Below are 17,208 nucleotides of genomic sequence, written 5' to 3'. Positions count from 1 at the left end.
TTTAATTCTTGTTACCGTTTGCAAATATATAGCATTTTAATAACAAATAAAAGCACTAAACAACACTTTTTCATCCCAAACAGGACAAAATCACGGTTATGTGTAACAAATTCGTGCTTATTCTGCAAAAAAATGTAGAAAACGGAAGTTCAGAGGGAACAAATAGCACTAGAAAGCCAGAGAAAGTTGCCCGTCTCCTAACAGATTAAACGTTAAACGATGATAAGGAGTCGTTCCACATTCGGCAATGGCGGCACGGTGTTTTTTAGTCGGGTAACCTTTATTATGATCCCAATCGTAAGATGGATATTCCTCGTGAAGACGATTCATATAGTCGTCTCTATAAGTTTTGGCCAAAATGGATGCGGCGGCTATAGAAAGATATTTTCCATCTCCCTTTATTACCGTGGTATGGGGAATATTAGGATATTTATTGAAACGGTTTCCATCAATTAGCAAATGCTGCGGACGGGTAGTCAGTTGGTCAACAGCACGGTGCATGGCTAAGAAAGAAGCACGCAGGATATTTATCTCATCTATCTCTTCCGGTGAAACGACACCAACCGCCCAGGCTATGGCTTCCTTTTCTATTACCTCACGCAATGCATAGCGTTGTTTTTCCGTTAATTGTTTAGAGTCATTCAACAACTCATTCTTAAAGTCTTTCGGAAGAATCACGGCAGCGGCATATACTGCACCTGCCAAACAGCCACGACCTGCCTCATCGCATCCTGCTTCAATCAGATTCTCATTTAAATAAGGTAATAGCATCTTTATTGTTTTTATTCAGGTACAAATTATTTTTATTCTACTGCAAAGGTAAAGGAAATAAAAAAAGGAGACTCGTTTTCCGTCTCCTTTTTCTTGGTTATTTCTTACTTTTTAGAACAAACTCCAGGCAACAGTGAGCCCTGCCATCACAATAGCTACCATGCTCATCAGTTTTATCAGGATATTCAAGCTAGGGCCGGATGTATCTTTAAATGGGTCGCCTACCGTATCGCCTACTACGGTTGCTTTATGAACTTCGCTGCCTTTGCCGCCGAAATTGCCTTCTTCCACATATTTCTTTGCGTTATCCCATGCACCGCCGGCATTGGCCATAAAGATAGCCAATACGAAACCGCTGCTCAGACCACCAATCAACAGACCGAGTACACCGGGAACGCCAAAGATGAGTCCGGTAAGGATAGGAGCAATAATAGCAATCAGAGAAGGGACAACCATTTCGCGTTGTGCACCTTTTGTCGAGATTTCGACACAGCGTTCGTAATCCGGTTCCGCTTCTCCCGTCAGGATACCTTTGATTTCACGGAACTGGCGACGTACTTCGTCCACCATATGTCCTGCGGCACGTCCTACCGCATTCATCGTCAGCCCACAGAACAGGAAAGCCATCATCGAGCCGAGGAACATACCCGAAAGAACTTTCGGGTTCATCAGGTTCACTTCATAATAGTTCATGAAGTCAATAAATGTCGCATTCGCCACATTGAAGGGACTTCCATCCGAGTAAGTCAAGTCCACGCTTCCGAGACGGGTCAGACCGATTCGGATTTCCTCAATATAAGATGCCAACAAAGCCAGACCGGTCAATGCGGCGGAACCGATTGCAAAACCTTTTCCTGTGGCAGCGGTTGTATTACCCAATGAGTCGAGCGCGTCGGTGCGTTTGCGGACTTCAGCACCCAAGCCTGCCATTTCCGCATTACCACCTGCATTATCGGCAATCGGGCCGTAGGCATCTGTTGCCAATGTGATGCCTAATGTAGAAAGCATGCCGACAGCAGCAATACCGATTCCGTACAATCCCATTCCGACATTGGCAAAATCGCCGCCGGAAGCTAATAAATAAGAAGCGATGATACCTACGACCACGGCAATCACAGGGATAGCCGTAGAAAGCATACCCAGACCGATGCCGGAGATAATCACCGTGGCAGGGCCGGTCTTTCCGCTTTCACTCAGTTTCTGAGTGGGGCGATAAGACTGGGAAGTATAATATTCCGTAGAACGTCCGATGACAATGCCGACTACCAAGCCGACTACTACGGCACAAGAAATCAGTGCCCAGTTATCGAGTTGCAAGAGCCACAGTATAAGGAAGGTAGCAAAGACAATGAGCACGGAGCTAAGATTTGTTCCGAATGCCAGCGAGCCCAGCAAATCTTTCATCTTCGCATTCTCTTTGGTACGGACAGCGAATATACCTATAATAGAAAGGATAATGCCCACAGCAGCAATCAACATCGGTGCAATAACGGCTTTGAACTGCATCACCGTATCGGCAGAATGGATAAAGGCGGCAGCACCCAAAGCAGCGGTTGCCAGGATAGAGCCGCAGTAAGATTCATATAAATCGGCTCCCATACCGGCTACATCACCGACGTTATCGCCTACATTATCGGCAATAGTGGCGGGATTGCGCGGGTCGTCCTCGGGGATTCCGGCTTCCACCTTCCCCACCAGGTCGGCTCCGACATCGGCAGCCTTTGTATAGATACCACCACCGACACGGGCAAAAAGCGCCTGGGTAGAAGCTCCCATGCCAAAAGTAAGCATTGTAGTGGTAATCACGCAGAGTTTATGAGTAGGCGTGAGCGCGTCGGCAGGAATCACTGCGTTCAGCAACAAGTACCAGAAAGAAATATCGAGCAAACCAAGACCGACTACGACAAGCCCCATCACCGCACCGCTTCGGAAAGCGATTCTCAATCCTGAGTTCAACGAATTGCGTGCGGCATTGGCGGTACGCGCCGATGCATAAGTTGCCGTTTTCATCCCAAGGAAACCGGAAAGGCCGGAGAAGAAACCACCCGTCAGGAAAGCGATGGGAACCCATGCATTCTGAACGTGAAAGCCATAAGCCATGATTGAGAACAAAATTACCAGTCCCAGGAATACCCAGCCTACAATCTTGTATTGCTGTTTCAAGTAAGACATAGCGCCTTTGCGCACGGCAGCGGCAATTTTTATCATTTGGGGAGTACCTTCACTCTCCTTCATCATTTGCTTATGGAAGTAATAAGCAAAGCAGAGGGCTAACACGGAAGCAACCGGAACCAGCCAGAAAAGAATGCTATCCATAGAATTAATTTTTAAAGGGTTTACGGTGGCTAAAATTATGGAAATCAAACGACAAAAGCAAGTAAGTAAGAAAAAATCTGATAGAATAATGTTCATTTCGTGTACCGGATTTAATTCATTATCGATGCGGAAATGAAATGAAACTTAATCGAATATTTTCTCATCGTGATAAGAACATTTTCTCACGGTGATAAGAATTAATACTCATCCCTATGAGAATATTTTCTCATCGCGATGAGTATTTTTTCTCATAGCAGTGAGAATTGTTTGAGAATATAATAAGGTATATTATGCTATGTATTAACCAAATAACTATTTTACATTTCTCGTTTTACACATCCCAATTCATCGTTCAAAAAGCTCTTAATCTCTAAAAACATGTTTTTTTACTGCATTTATTGAAAATGTATCGGGGATAATCTCGTTCTCTTACTCTTTTTTAAGCCCGAAAACAGTTAGTTCATAACCCGTGCGAGAATGAATTCATTCAGAATCATACGAAAATAAGACTCAGATAGTCAATGACAGTTATTTATCTTCCGTCCTTTGCCGGTTTCTGGATATAAATTCCGTGGGAGTCACGCCGAACTGCTTCTGGAATATCTTGGCAAAGTAGGAAGGTGACTGGAAGCCTACCCTGTCGCAGATTTCATTGATACGCAGTTCGCCTTCCTGCAACAACTCCGCCGCACGCTTCAAGCGGATGACGCGGATAAAGTCGAGCGAAGAAAGGTCGGTCAGCGACTTAATCTTCCGATGCAGGCTAGAACGGGACATATTCATGGCAGCCGCCAATGCTTCCACATTATAATTGGCATCCGCAAGGTTCTCACGCACTTTGGCTATCAGTTGCGACATCAATTGTTCGTCGGCACGAGTCATGGTATCCCCTTGCGGGGTACAGGCTCCGTAAGTGATTTGGTTCAGGAACAGTTCGTGGGTACGATGCGCTTCCCGTTCGCGCGCCAGTTCCGCCAATAACTGCTGTTCGCGAATCTTCTGCACTTCACGGCGGCGGTAAGTACGGAGAGTAAATACAAAGCTGCCGGATAATAGAATGATATAAATAAGGTACGCCCAGACAGTACGCCACCAGGGTGGGAGAATACGTATCGGCAAAGTGGCTTCCACGGGATTCCACACACCGTCGTTATTGCTGCCTCGCACACGGAACACGTAGTCTCCCGGCGGGAGTTGGGCATACGAAGCCGTATGTATGTCGGAAGTATGAATCCATTCGTTATCAATGCCTTCCATTTTATAAGCGTAACGGTTAGCTTCCGGCGAAGAGTAGCTCAATGCTACGAAATCAAAACTGATATTGGAACGATAAGGCAGGTGTACGCCTTCAGAAGAAAAAGGAGTTTCACGACCTTGCACACGCATACGGGTGATATAAACAGGCGGTACAAAAGCATTCCGGCGGATGGTATGCGGATTGAAAGAGACGAGCCCGTTTATCGTACCCATCCAGATAGTGCCGTCGGCGGCGGCCAGAGCCGATTTATAGTTGAACTGGTTGTCCGGCAACCCGTCATTGCGGGTAAATACGTGCAAGCTGTCGGCTTCGGGATACAGGCAGACCAAGCCACGGTCTGTTCCGAACCAGATGCGGTGTTGTTGGTCTTCCACTGCTTTGTAAGTCACGTCGTCGGGCAGTCCGTCCGTTTCGGTATAGGTGCGGAAAGTAGCCGTTTCGGGGTTGAAGCGGGAAAGTCCGCCCCTGTCTGTGGAAAACCAGAGAAAGCCTTTGCTGTCTTCGGATATGCCGGTCACTTCGTTGGTGCCGATAGAGGTGGTGTCTCCCGGCAGATGTCTGTAATTGACCGTTTCATCGGTTGCCGGGTTATAGCGGAATACTCCGTTTCCCATGGTCGCTACCCAGATAGTGCCGTTCCTGTCTTCAAGAATGTCGCGCATAAAAGCATAGCCGAACTGCTTCATCTTCCCGAATGTACGCCCGCCGTCGACAGAGCGGAAGATATTCCAGCCGTCGCCCAGCCAGATTACTCCCTGACGGTCGCGGTGAAGGGCAAATACGGAGCCTTCACTGATGCCGAGTTGTTGGGGATAAAGTGTCTGTACACGTCCGTTGAAAGAAGGACGGGGAGAAACGGCAGATGCACAGGGAGCGGTAAGGCCGGGAGTGACAAGACCGGGAGTAATAAGGTCGATACCGCCTTTAAAATAGCCGGCTCCCACTAAATCATCCGAGGCGAAGAGACTCAATACATTCCGGCGGTCGGGAGATTCGGGGACGGTGGTAAACAATCCGGTTTGAGGATTCCAGTAGCAGACACCGCCATCCTGCGTACCTATCCATACAAGCCCGTCTTTTCCTTCAGCCAGTTCGCTGATACGACGTCCGCAGGCTGCGCCGGGTTTTCCCGGAAGATGAATGGAAAAGTCGATGGTACGCACCGGCAGATAGCTCACACCGCCAAACTGTGTACAAATCCATGTGCCGCCTTCGCGGTCGCGGTAGATTTTATCAATGATAGCGTCACCCAGCCCATACGCTCCTTCTGCATCGGCAGGGATATGTTGCAGGCTGTTCTGCTTTTCATTAATCACATATACGCCATTCTGTGTTCCTACCCAGAGCTCGTTGCCGAAGCAGGTCACGTAGCGGATTATTTTGCGATGTATCTCCGGTGCCGGGAAAATGCTGACTTCACCTGTCTTTTTGTTGAACCGTTTCAATTCTTCTTCGTGCACTCCGACAATCAACTCATCGCCATAATCGCACAGGGTGAAGATAAAATCACCTTTCAATGCTTCCTTCGCAACGGCATCATAGGTATCTTTCGCAGGGTTGTAGCGGTAGATTCCCGCCCCGTATGTCCCTATCCAGACTGTGCCTTCTCCGTCCACGCATATGGATTGCGGAAAATCCTTGCTTTTGTCTTCTCCCGGACAAGGGATATAATGGGACAACTTTCCTGTGGCTTCATGGTAACGAAAAACTCCCTGGTTGGGGACGTTTACCCATATATTTCCCGAGCGGTCTGCCACGATGTCCTGAATCCAGTTGCCCGTGATTTGTTCGCCTGCTGCCGTGCGGACATCAAAGAAAGTAAATTTGCCGGTCGCGAGGTCTTGAAGGTAGACACCGTCATCCGTTCCTACCCAAAGCCTTCGATGAGTATCTTCAAAAAGTGCGGAGATAACCTGGTTTCCCCGTCCGGTAGCCTCATCACAGCAAGGATATACCTGCATCGAAACACCGTCGTAACGGTTCAGCCCGTTGCGCGTACCCAGCCAGACAAAGCCGTAACTATCCTGAATAATAGACTTGACATGACTGTTTGAAAGTCCGTTCGCACCATTCACGTGAATAAAGTTATACTGTCCCGTCGCGGAAGAAACCGGAAGGAAGAAGCAAACGGACAGAAGGAAAAGCAGCAGTTTCTCGTTCATAAATAGATATTAGATGACGACAAATATAGTTTTTTTACACGAAAAAGCGTCTCCGGGATGCAACATTTATTGCAACAGATACTACAAATGTCGCACCACGGCATCCCTTCCGCACAATTGAAACATTTCTTGCACATCTTGACAAAAGCGTATATAGCCGCTTATCCGCCCGTCCCCTACCTTTGCTTCCGTCAATGTGACAAATCGACGCGAACTCCCGGAATCTTTAAATTAATACCAGATATGAAAAAAATTACTCTCGGTTGCCTTGCCGTAACCACCATGCTACAATTAATCCCGGTCAACGGAAATGCAGAGAACGTCCGGAGCCAAAAGGCAAAGGCAAAGACGAACCGTACTGAAATGAAACAGGACACTATTCCTGCTTCTGCTTCTAAAAAAGAGGGAGAAGAAGGAGAACGTAATGTGATGCTGAACGCTTCCGATGCCAACAAGCCCCGTGAAATCCAAATCGGACTGCCCAGTGAGGACGTTAATGTATATGAGAACGGACTTCCTGGCGTATATTCGTCTGCCGTGCACAAGCTGGCTGCCCATTGGCGCAGCGACAGCAGCTTGGGAGAAGTGGGACTGTTGTCTCCTTCGGAATCAGCTATCACGACAGGAAATATCGCTTATTCGGTGAACGCTTTCAGCAAATTGGGACAAAAAGACTTTCAAGGTATCCTGAACTACCGTACCAACCATTTCGGCATGCAAAACTTTGATTTCAATGTGTCGGGAGCAATCAGTGGGAAATGGCTCTATACAGCAGGCATTTATCAGAATTTCGACCCGGGGAGTTTCGACTTGAAGTTCACCAATTATGCCGACCGTACGGAAATTTACCATGCCGGTCTTACGCATCTCTTCGACAACGGACGTGGGAAGGTGTCATTGCTCTACAAACATTCGCGCAGCGAGAATCCGGGAAACTTTGCCAATGCCGCCCCTTTTATCTATGTAGGCGACGGGTCGGTCAAGGAAGCCGAAGGTTTCAAACTGGGGACAAACTCATACGTTCCGCAAAGCGGCTCTTTCCGCTACATGGACGTCATGGACGGAAAGATGAAAACGTGGAACCTGGGTGACGGCTGTGAGAACCGTGCCAACGAAGTGGCTCTGATAGCCGATTACCGTTTCAAGAATGACCTGTTGTGGAAGTTCAACATGAAATATATGGACGCTCCACGCGCCAACTATGTGGACTTCGGCGGCAGTACAATCAGCGAGGCAACGGTTGCCGACGGCTATACGCTGCAAAACGGCGACCCGTATGAGGGTTTGGTGGAAGGACGTCGCACCTGGTTGCACGTGGGTAAGGTGAAGAATTTCCTTATCACTTCCGAATTGAGCAAAAATATCGGCAACCATGATTTAAGGCTGGGGCTGAACGAGTGGTATTATCACCTGGATTACCATTCTTCTTCCATGCAGTGGATGGCCAGCGTACAGAATTACCCGCAACTGCTACATTCCGCCGCAACGAACCCGCTTGACCAGACGTTTGCCGACGAGCATGTGCAGACATACGGTTATAATGAATTAAGTCCGGAATACACCAAAGGATATGAGAATAAGCTCGCCCTCTACTTTACGGACAACTGGCAGGTGACTCCGAAGTTCAACATCTACTATGGCGGTCGTCTGGAATACTACCGGATGAGTGCAGACCAGATATCAGCTTCCCGTTTCCCCGGATTCCACATCGGCGACTTCAAGACTTTCAGCAAAGACGAAGAAACCGGAAATATCATCGCCACCCAACGGAATATACATCCCGCCAAAGTGGTGAAAGACAAGTTGAACTACGCCGCCACTCTCCGCATGACGTACAACATGACGAAACCATTCGGACTGACTGTCGACGGAACAGTAGCCACGCGTTTCCCACGTATCAACGAATATGCAGGAACCGGCCCGACGGAAGAGCAATACAAACGTGTCACCATTCCGATGATTCGAGGCGGATTGTTCTACAAGAACAATTGGATAAACCTGACTTCAATGGTCACTTATATCTCCAAGTCGAACAACATCGACCAGCAGAACCTGACCAAACCGGGAACGAAAGAGGGGAAGACCGTATTGTTAATCTACAACATCGAAACACTGGGCTGGACTACTTCTGCCGAAATAGACCCGTTCAAAGGTTTCCACCTGCACGCCTTGTTCACGTATCAGAAGCCTGTTTACAAGAATTACAACGCGAGCGTGACGTTTAATGACGGCTCGGAAATGTCCGTCAATGCCAATGGCATGATTGTCAAGGAGATTCCGCAGATACTTGTCGAACTCGACCCCAGTTATAATATTACGAAGGATTTGCGTCTATGGCTCAGTTTCCGCTACTTCGGCAAGACGTACGCCAATCTTCAGGAAGCGCTTTATTTCAATGGCCGCTGGGAAACATTCGGGGGCATCAACTGGAATGTAAATAAACACTTGTCCCTGGGCGCAACGGTCATCAACTTCCTGAATCAAAAAGGAGCAAGCGGCACTATCAACGGCTCGGAACTGATAACCAAAGAGGAAGCTGCCCAATATGCCGGAAATTATATGAGTGGAAATTATTTACGCCCATTTACCGTAGAATTTAACGTCGGCATTAAATTCTAACTTGTACATCATAAATTATCATTATCTTTGGGCATTTTTATGCCCGCAAACTAACTAATACCAATAATTATTACTCAAAACACCATGAAGAAACTATTTCTACTACTAATGGCTTTGTTTACACTGGCGCAAGTGAATGCCCAGGAAAAGAACGTTATCCAGATTTCAACGGATAACACGGATTTAATCCTTCAAGTAGCCCCGAACGGACGGCTTTACCAGGCTTACCTGGGTGACAAATTGCTGAACAAGCAAGATATTAATAATTTCTCTCCTTATGTAAAAGGCGGCAGCGACGGCAGTGTTTCTACACGCGGTTGGGAAGTATATCCGGGCTCCGGTGCAGAGGATTATTTCGAGCCGGCGGTAGCTATCACTCATAGCGACGGCAATCCAAGTACGATTCTCCGCTATGTGTCTTCGGAACAGAAAGCCGTGGCAGGGGGAACGGAAACGATTATCAATCTCAAAGACAACCAGTATCCGGTAGAAGTGACTTTGCATTATATCGCTTATCCGAAAGAGAACGTTATCAAAACATGGAGTGAAATAAAGCATAATGAAAAGAAGCCTGTCACTCTGTGGCGCTACGCTTCCACGATGCTGTACTTCTCCGGAAATGAATATTATCTGACTGAGTTCAGCAGTGACTGGGCGAAAGAAGCACAGATGAGCACACAGCCGCTACGATTCGGCAAGAAGGTAATCGACACCAAACTCGGAAGCCGTGCCGCTATGCACACGCATCCGTTCTTCGAACTCGGTATTGAGCAACCGGCACAGGAAACACAAGGACGTGTGATGCTGGGTACTATCGGATGGACAGGAAATTTCCAGTTTACTTTTGAAGTGGATAATGTAGGCAATCTCCGTGTAATCCCGGCTATCAACCCTTATGCATCCGATTATGAATTGAAAGCGAACGAAGTATTTACGACTCCCGAATTTATGTTCACTTTCAGCAATAACGGTACGGGCGAAGCCAGTCGTAATCTCCATGCCTGGGCACGCAATCACCAATTGAAAGACGGACAAGGCGACCGCTTCACCCTGCTGAACAACTGGGAAAATACCTACTTCAAGTTCAATGAAGAATTACTCTCCGAACTAATGAAGGAAGCCAAACATCTCGGCGTGGATATGTTCTTGCTCGACGACGGCTGGTTTGGAAACAAGCACCCACGCAACAGTGATAATGCCGGACTGGGTGACTGGGAAGTAATGAAGTCGAAACTCCCCGGCGGTATTCCCGCGCTCGTGAAATCTGCCAAAGAAGCCGGAGTGAAATTCGGTATCTGGATTGAGCCGGAAATGGTGAACCCGAAAAGCGAATTGTTCGAGAAACACCCCGACTGGGCTATCACTCTGCCGAACCGTGAAACTTATTACTACCGTAATCAGTTGGTTCTCGACCTCAGCAACCCGAAAGTGCAGGACTTCGTTTTCGGCGTGGTAGACAATATACTGACTGAAAACCCGGAAGTCGCCTATTTCAAATGGGACTGTAACTCACCTATCACGAACATCTACTCCCCCTATCTGAAAAACAAACAGGGACAGCTTTACATCGACCATGTACGCGGCATATACAACGTACTGAAACGTGTAAAAGAGAAATATCCCAATACACCGATGATGCTTTGCTCCGGCGGCGGCGCGCGTTGTGACTACGAAGCATTGAAATACTTCACAGAGTTCTGGTGCAGTGATAATACCGACCCGATAGAACGTCTGTTTATCCAATGGGGATTCTCGCAAATCTTCCCCGCAAAAGCGATGTCCGCACACGTGACTAGCTGGAACAAGAAGACAAGCGTGAAATTCCGTACCGACGTAGCCAGTATGTGCAAATTAGGCTTCGACCTCGGACTGAAAGAACTCAATGCAGACGAACTGACTTATTGCCAGGACGCAGTTGCCAACTGGACACGTCTGAAGAAGGTAATCCTTGACGGTGACCAATACAGACTAGTTTCTCCTTACGATGGTAATCATATGTCCGTGATGTATGCCGCACCGGACAAGAATAAGGCTGTTCTTTATACATACGATATTCATCCGCGTTATGCAGAGAAGTTGCTTCCTGTGAAATTACAGGGATTGGATGCCGGGAAAATGTATAAGGTGAAAGAAATCAATCTGATGCCGAACAGGAAATCAAATCTGGATGCCAACGAAAAAACATATTCAGGAGATTATCTGATGAAAGTGGGAATCCATGCGTTCACCACAAACCAGGCTTTCAGTCGTGTGATTGAATTGACTGCGGAATAAACAGACAGGCAAAAACAGAAAAGGGGATTCACCATTTACTGGCGTTTCCCCTTTCTTTTTTACACACACAATAATAATCAATTAATCCTCAATATTTACGGCTGTGCCGTTAGCAGTCACCATCTGCATACTGCCGCTACCTCTATTAGACGGGGAACACCCCTAAAAAGTTGCAGCTATACCGTAACTTTTTACGATATAGCTGCCATTAATGTTAAAGAGAGAGAATTTATAATATAAGCATAGTCTCACGACTCTCCAAATATTCCTTTTACATATTAGACGCTTGAAACTTCAAATCACTGCACTTGAAGGCATCTTTTTTTAGTTAAAGAATAAAAAAAACGCCATTCCCGCAGGAACAGCGATTTATATTTTAAAACATACGGCTGACGCGTTCGATTCCGGCCACCAGCGCATCAATCTCCGCTTTCGTATTATACATGGCGAATGATGCCCTGACAGTTCCTTCAATACCAAGTCGCTGCATCAAGGGTTGCGCGCAATGGTGTCCGGTACGGACGGCAATACCCAAACGGTCCAGCAAAGTGCCTAAGTCGAAGTGGTGAATATTACCTACCAGGAAGGAGATTACTGCCCCCCGGTCGGCGGCTTCGCCGAATATACGCATATCAGGTATTTCTTTCAGGCGTTGCAGGGCGTAGGTTGTCAGTTCATGTTCGTGCTTCGCAATCTTTTCCATGCCGATGCCGTTCACATAGTCGAGGGCTTTTGCCAGACCTGTGGTTCCTATATAATCGGGTGTACCGGCTTCAAACTTGAAAGGAAGTTCGTTGAACGTTGTTTTTTCGAAAGAGACGTGTTGAATCATTTCTCCCCCGCCCTGATAAGGCGGCATACGGTCCAGCCATTCTTCTTTTCCATAAAGTACGCCGACTCCTGTCGGGCCATATACCTTATGAGCGGAGAATACCAGGAAATCGGCATCCAAATCCTGTACGTCCACCTTCATGTGAGGAATAGATTGCGCGGCATCTACCAGGAAAGGTACGCCATGGGCATGAGCGGTAGCAATCATCTCTTTCACCGGATTCACAGTGCCCAGAACATTGGAAACCTGAACTACGCTGACAATCTTCGTACGTTCGGAGAAAAGCTTTTCGTATTCGTCCAATAGCAGTTCGCCTTTGTCGTTCATGGGAATTACTTTGATGGCGATGCCTTTTCGGGCCGCCAGTAATTGCCAGGGAACGATATTGCTGTGATGTTCCATCACTGAGAGGATAACTTCGTCGCCCTCTTGCATAAACTCATCACCAAAACTGGAGACAAGAAGATTGATGCTTTCCGTTGTTCCACGAGTAAAGACAACTTCGTTCGTGCTACGGGCATTGATAAACTGACGCACCGTTTCACGGGAAGCTTCATGCAATTCCGTGGCTTGTTGCGAGAGGTAATGCACGCCGCGGTGCACGTTCGCATTCACGGAATAATACTCGTCCACCAACGAATCAACTACCAAACGGGGTTTTTGAGTCGTTGCACCGTTGTCGAAGTAAACCAAAGGTTTACCGTAGACCGTACGGCTTAATATCGGAAAATCCTCACGTATCTTTTGAATATCCATTTTTATTAGTGATTTATCATCATTTACAGATTGCACAACCCTGGCATCTATTCAATTCGCCACGGAAACGTTTTTCTACCAACAGATGCAGACGGTCTTTCAGTGCATCCAGACGAATGGTATCAATTACTTCATTGACAAACGCGAACATCAACAGCAAACGGGCTTCCTTCTCTTCAATTCCACGTGAACGCATGTAGAATAATGCATTCTCGTCCAGTTGTCCGACAGTTGCTCCATGCGAACATTTCACATCGTCTGCATAGATTTCCAACTGGGGTTGCGTGTACATGCGGGCCTCGCGTGTAGCACAAAGGTTCCGGTTGGTTTGTTGTGAGTTGGTATGCTGTGCGTCGGGACGTACCAATACCAGTCCGGCAAATGCGCCTACCGATTGGTCGTCGAGAACGTATTTGAACAATTCGTTACTGGTACAGTTCGGCACTGCGTGGTCGATGCTTGTATTATTATCTATGTGCTGGTTCTTGTCGGCAATTGCCATACCGCAAAGGTTTATTTCAGCACCTTCGCCTGCTAGCAGCACTTCGGTTGTATTGCGGGTAGTACCGTTATGCAAAGTCATGCCATTCAGCAGCACATTGCTGTTCGCTTCCTGTTTTACGTACAGGTTGCTGATACGGACTGTACTGGTATGTGTTTCTTCCAGTTCATACATATCGAATACGGCATTCTCTCCGGCAAAGACTTCAATGACCTGCGTTGCAAGGAAGTTCACGTTATCCATGGCATGATCACAAATCAACAAGCGGGCTTGTGCGCCATCTTCCAGGATAATCAATACACGTCGGTTTACCATAAAGTTGACGTCTGCACGCAGGATGTTTACTAACTGGATGGGCTTTTCCACAATTACATTTTTCGGCACATAGAAGATGACTCCGTCTTGTGCAAAAGTGGTATTGAAAGCCGTCACGCCATCTTTGGAAGTATCTGCCAGTTTGCCGTAATACTTCTTCACCAGTTCAGGGTGTTGTCCGGCTACGTCTTTCAGACTACCGAAGATTACGCCTTCCGGTAAATGGCTTTTGGGAAGTGCCTTGTTATAAAATGCATCGTTGACTACGAAATACAGGGCAGTACTCATATTCGGCACGTCGCACTTAAACACTTCATACGGGTTGACCGGGATAGCAAGACGATTCAGGTTCAGGCCGAAGTCCGGTTCAAAATATTTGCTTACATCCGTATATTTGTACTTCTCCATCTTACGGGTCGGGAATCCGATTCGCTCAAAATCGGCAAAAGCAGCGGCACGGGGTGCATTCAGCACTTCGGCACTATGCCTGCAAATCATGGCTTCCGTCTGTGAGAAGAGGTCTATGTATTGTTGTTCAGCATTCATCATTATTCTCCTACTTCTTTCTTAATCCAGTCATATCCTTTTTCTTCCAGTTCCAGGGCTAGTTCCGGACCGGCAGTTTTTACGATACGGCCTTTATAAAGTACATGTACAACATCCGGTTTGATATAATCGAGCAGACGTTGATAGTGTGTGATGACAATCGTGCTTGTGTCGGGAGTTTTCAGTTTGTTCACTCCTTCGGCTACAATACGGAGCGCGTCGATGTCCAGGCCGGAGTCTGTTTCGTCGAGAATACTCAAACGCGGTTCGAGCATTGCCATCTGGAAGATTTCGTTGCGTTTCTTTTCACCACCGGAGAAACCTTCGTTCACCGAACGGTTAGCCAGTTTATTGTCCAGTTCAACGACTGCACGTTTCTCGCGCATCAGTTTCAAGAATTCACTGGCTGTCAGTGCGGGCAGACCTTTATATTTGCGTTGCTCGTTCACGGCAGCGCGCATAAAGTTCACCATACTTACACCGGGAATTTCCACCGGATACTGGAAACTAAGGAAGATACCTTCATGGCTACGGTCTTCAGGGCTCAACTCCAACAGATTCTTTCCATAAAAAGTGACCGAGCCTTTCGTCACCTCAAAAGCAGGATTACCTACCAGGACGGAAGAAAGTGTACTCTTACCGGAACCGTTCGGCCCCATGATTGCATGTATTTCGCCCGGCTTCACCGTCAGGTTAATGCCTTTCAATATCTCTTTGCCATTAATGCTGGCATGCAGGTCTTTTATTTCTAACATAATCACTTTTATTTTTTATCCTACACTTCCTTCCAACGAAATAGTAAGCAACTTCTGTGCTTCTACCGCAAATTCCATCGGAAGCTTATTCAAAACTTCTTTCGCATATCCGTTCACAATCAGTCCGATAGCATCTTCTGTCGGGATACCGCGCTGATTGCAATAGAATATCTGGTCTTCATTAATCTTGCTTGTCGTAGCTTCATGCTCTACCACTCCTGTCTCATTGCGAATATCCATATACGGGAAGGTATGCGCACCGCACTTATCTCCCAGCAACAGAGAGTCACACTGGCTATAATTACGGGCATTATCCGCTTTCTCCGCTACACGTACCAATCCGCGATAAGAGTTCTCGCTATGTCCGGCAGAGATACCCTTGCTTACAATCGTGCTACGGGTATTCTTGCCTAGGTGAATCATCTTCGTACCGGTATCCGCCTGCTGGTAGTTGTTTGTCACAGCCACGGAATAGAACTCGGCAGTCGAATTATCGCCTGTCAGAATACAGGAAGGATATTTCCAGGTAATTGCCGAACCGGTTTCCACTTGTGTCCAGGAGAGTTTGCTATCCACTCCTTTGCAGTTACCGCGTTTTGTCACAAAGTTATATACACCGCCCTTACCTTCGGCATCTCCCGGATACCAGTTCTGAACAGTACTGTATTTCACTTCGGCACGGTCGTGCACGATGATTTCCACAATAGCGGCGTGCAACTGGTTTTCATCACGCATCGGAGCCGTACATCCTTCGAGATAAGAAACATAGGCGTCATCATCCGCTATAATCAATGTACGTTCAAACTGTCCCGTGTTGCGGGCATTGATACGGAAATAAGTGGAAAGCTCCATCGGGCAACGTACACCTTTCGGAATATAGACAAATGAACCGTCCGAGAACACAGCCGAGTTCAACGCAGCAAAGAAATTATCACGGTAGCCTACTACCGAGCCCATGTATTTCTTTACCAAGTCCGGGTGCTCCCGCACCGCTTCACTGAACGAGCAGAAAATAATTCCCTTCTCCATCAGCGTCTCCTTGAAGGTAGTCTTTACGGAAACAGAGTCCATAACAGCATCCACCGCCATTCCGCTAAGCGCCATCTGTTCTTCCAGAGGTATTCCCAGCTTATTGAATGTTTTTATCAGTTCAGGGTCTACTTCTTCCATGCTTTTGGGACCTTCTTTCTTCTTTGTCGGGTCGGCATAATAGGAAATAGCCTGATAGTCAATTTCAGGAATACGGAGATGTGCCCAGGTAGGCATCTCCAGCGTCAGCCAATGGCGGTACGCTTTCAGCCGGAAATCCAGCATCCACTCCGGCTCGTCCTTTTTCGATGAAATCAAACGAATCACGTCCTCATTGAGTCCGCGCTCAATGATATCTGTATGTACCTCTGTAGTGAAGCCATACTTATATTTCTCTTCCGCAAACTTCCGGACAAACTCATTATCGGTCTTCTTCCCTTCAAGTTCATCTTTCTGATTGGGTTTCTTTTTATTGGGTTCTTCTTGTTGCATCTTTATTCTCTAATATATATTGTTGCGTCATATTCTTTGCAGCAGGAAAAAATATCCCCGCAAACGTTTCCATCGGATAATATAACAAGGATTCCTCCTTTTTTGTTGCACTAATTAACTTATTATCGCCATCTATGAACTGTATCGCACCAATCACCACACTTGTTAACAACAGGAACTTCAATGCTCCCAGCCCGCTTCCTAACCAGCGGTTCAGCCAATTCAAGGAAACGGCTTTCATAGCTTTTGTCAACAACGAAGCAATCAGTACAAAAATCAGCGGGACGGCTATCCAAATCATGATAAAAGCCAATACCTGCGCAACTGTCATTGAATCGGTCACTGTCGGACAGAGCTTTTCTGCCAAAGAAGCGTACAAAGCCTTCGCCGCCATCAGGCCGACTATCAATCCCAAGATAGAAGCCAACTGACGAATGAAGCCTTTTATAAAGCCTACTATCGCCCCTGCGCCCACTATAATAAGGATTATTATATCAATCGTTGCCATATTCCTTCTTAAAAAGAAAAAAGAGGCACGGAGTTATAATTCACTCTGTGCCTCCGTTTATTTTTGATTCAGT

Annotated in this window: 10 protein-coding genes; 2 read left to right on the top strand and 8 right to left on the bottom strand. The window is 46.9% G+C overall.

All coding sequences use genetic code 11. The annotated features are described in order from the left end of the window. Nucleotides 1-168: 168 nt before the first annotated feature. From rnhB to BacF7301_RS06480, 3 genes are all read right to left on the bottom strand, one after another. On the bottom strand, nucleotides 169-771 hold the full coding sequence (gene rnhB / locus BacF7301_RS06490; RefSeq protein WP_167961313.1) for a ribonuclease HII: 603 nt from the start codon (nucleotides 769-771) through the stop codon (nucleotides 169-171). 111 nt (nucleotides 772-882) lie between these two features. Then, nucleotides 883-3,087, bottom strand: coding sequence for a sodium-translocating pyrophosphatase (locus BacF7301_RS06485; RefSeq protein ID WP_167961311.1), 2,205 nt, complete (start codon nucleotides 3,085-3,087; stop codon nucleotides 883-885). A 528-nt stretch (nucleotides 3,088-3,615) separates the two neighbouring features. Continuing rightward, nucleotides 3,616-6,507, bottom strand: coding sequence for a two-component regulator propeller domain-containing protein (locus BacF7301_RS06480; protein WP_167961309.1), 2,892 nt, complete (start codon nucleotides 6,505-6,507; stop codon nucleotides 3,616-3,618). A 243-nt stretch (nucleotides 6,508-6,750) separates the two neighbouring features. Between BacF7301_RS06480 and BacF7301_RS06475 the strand changes: the two genes are divergently transcribed. Then, on the top strand, nucleotides 6,751-9,126 hold the full coding sequence (locus BacF7301_RS06475) for a TonB-dependent receptor (RefSeq protein WP_167967128.1): 2,376 nt from the start codon (nucleotides 6,751-6,753) through the stop codon (nucleotides 9,124-9,126). A gap of 84 nt (nucleotides 9,127-9,210) precedes the next feature. Then, complete coding sequence (locus BacF7301_RS06470; RefSeq protein WP_167961307.1) at nucleotides 9,211-11,400, top strand: alpha-galactosidase; 2,190 nt, start codon at nucleotides 9,211-9,213, stop codon at nucleotides 11,398-11,400. A 376-nt stretch (nucleotides 11,401-11,776) separates the two neighbouring features. Here the strand turns inward: BacF7301_RS06470 and BacF7301_RS06465 are convergent, their stop codons facing one another. Genes BacF7301_RS06465 through BacF7301_RS06445 form a run of 5 tightly spaced genes read right to left on the bottom strand, consistent with a single transcriptional unit; the run spans nucleotide 11,777 to nucleotide 17,135 of the window. Next, a complete protein-coding gene (locus tag BacF7301_RS06465) occupies nucleotides 11,777-12,988 on the bottom strand; it encodes a cysteine desulfurase (protein ID WP_167961305.1) in 1,212 nt (403 codons plus the stop codon). Between the two features lie 19 nt (nucleotides 12,989-13,007). After that, nucleotides 13,008-14,351 (bottom strand): Fe-S cluster assembly protein SufD, encoded by a 1,344-nt coding sequence (gene sufD, locus BacF7301_RS06460; protein WP_167967127.1) that lies wholly within the window; start codon nucleotides 14,349-14,351, stop codon nucleotides 13,008-13,010. Nucleotides 14,352-14,353: 2 nt separating this feature from the next. Then, nucleotides 14,354-15,106 (bottom strand): Fe-S cluster assembly ATPase SufC, encoded by a 753-nt coding sequence (gene sufC, locus BacF7301_RS06455; protein WP_022137577.1) that lies wholly within the window; start codon nucleotides 15,104-15,106, stop codon nucleotides 14,354-14,356. A gap of 15 nt (nucleotides 15,107-15,121) precedes the next feature. After that, a complete protein-coding gene (gene sufB / locus BacF7301_RS06450; RefSeq protein WP_167961303.1) occupies nucleotides 15,122-16,627 on the bottom strand; it encodes a Fe-S cluster assembly protein SufB in 1,506 nt (501 codons plus the stop codon). Beyond that, nucleotides 16,605-17,135 (bottom strand): CvpA family protein, encoded by a 531-nt coding sequence (locus tag BacF7301_RS06445; RefSeq protein WP_022137579.1) that lies wholly within the window; start codon nucleotides 17,133-17,135, stop codon nucleotides 16,605-16,607. Before BacF7301_RS06445 ends, sufB begins: the two co-directional genes overlap by 23 nt. Nucleotides 17,136-17,208 lie beyond the last annotated feature (73 nt).

This window comes from Bacteroides faecium (assembly GCF_012113595.1).
Lineage (GTDB): Bacteria > Bacteroidota > Bacteroidia > Bacteroidales > Bacteroidaceae > Bacteroides > Bacteroides faecium.
This window is presented reverse-complemented; position numbering and strand designations above follow the sequence as displayed.

Excerpts from the sequence above, each read along its gene's own strand:
- BacF7301_RS06465 (WP_167961305.1), bottom strand. The coding sequence starts at position 12,988 with ATGGATATTCAAAAGATACGTGAGGATTTTCCGATATTAAGCCGTACG.
- BacF7301_RS06480 (WP_167961309.1), bottom strand. The coding sequence starts at position 6,507 with ATGAACGAGAAACTGCTGCTTTTCCTTCTGTCCGTTTGCTTCTTCCTT.
- BacF7301_RS06445 (WP_022137579.1), bottom strand. The coding sequence starts at position 17,135 with ATGGCAACGATTGATATAATAATCCTTATTATAGTGGGCGCAGGGGCG.
- rnhB (WP_167961313.1), bottom strand. The coding sequence starts at position 771 with ATGCTATTACCTTATTTAAATGAGAATCTGATTGAAGCAGGATGCGAT.
- sufB (WP_167961303.1), bottom strand. The coding sequence starts at position 16,627 with ATGCAACAAGAAGAACCCAATAAAAAGAAACCCAATCAGAAAGATGAA.
- BacF7301_RS06475 (WP_167967128.1), top strand. The coding sequence starts at position 6,751 with ATGAAAAAAATTACTCTCGGTTGCCTTGCCGTAACCACCATGCTACAA.
- sufC (WP_022137577.1), bottom strand. The coding sequence starts at position 15,106 with ATGTTAGAAATAAAAGACCTGCATGCCAGCATTAATGGCAAAGAGATA.
- sufD (WP_167967127.1), bottom strand. The coding sequence starts at position 14,351 with ATGAATGCTGAACAACAATACATAGACCTCTTCTCACAGACGGAAGCC.
- BacF7301_RS06470 (WP_167961307.1), top strand. The coding sequence starts at position 9,211 with ATGAAGAAACTATTTCTACTACTAATGGCTTTGTTTACACTGGCGCAA.
- BacF7301_RS06485 (WP_167961311.1), bottom strand. The coding sequence starts at position 3,087 with ATGGATAGCATTCTTTTCTGGCTGGTTCCGGTTGCTTCCGTGTTAGCC.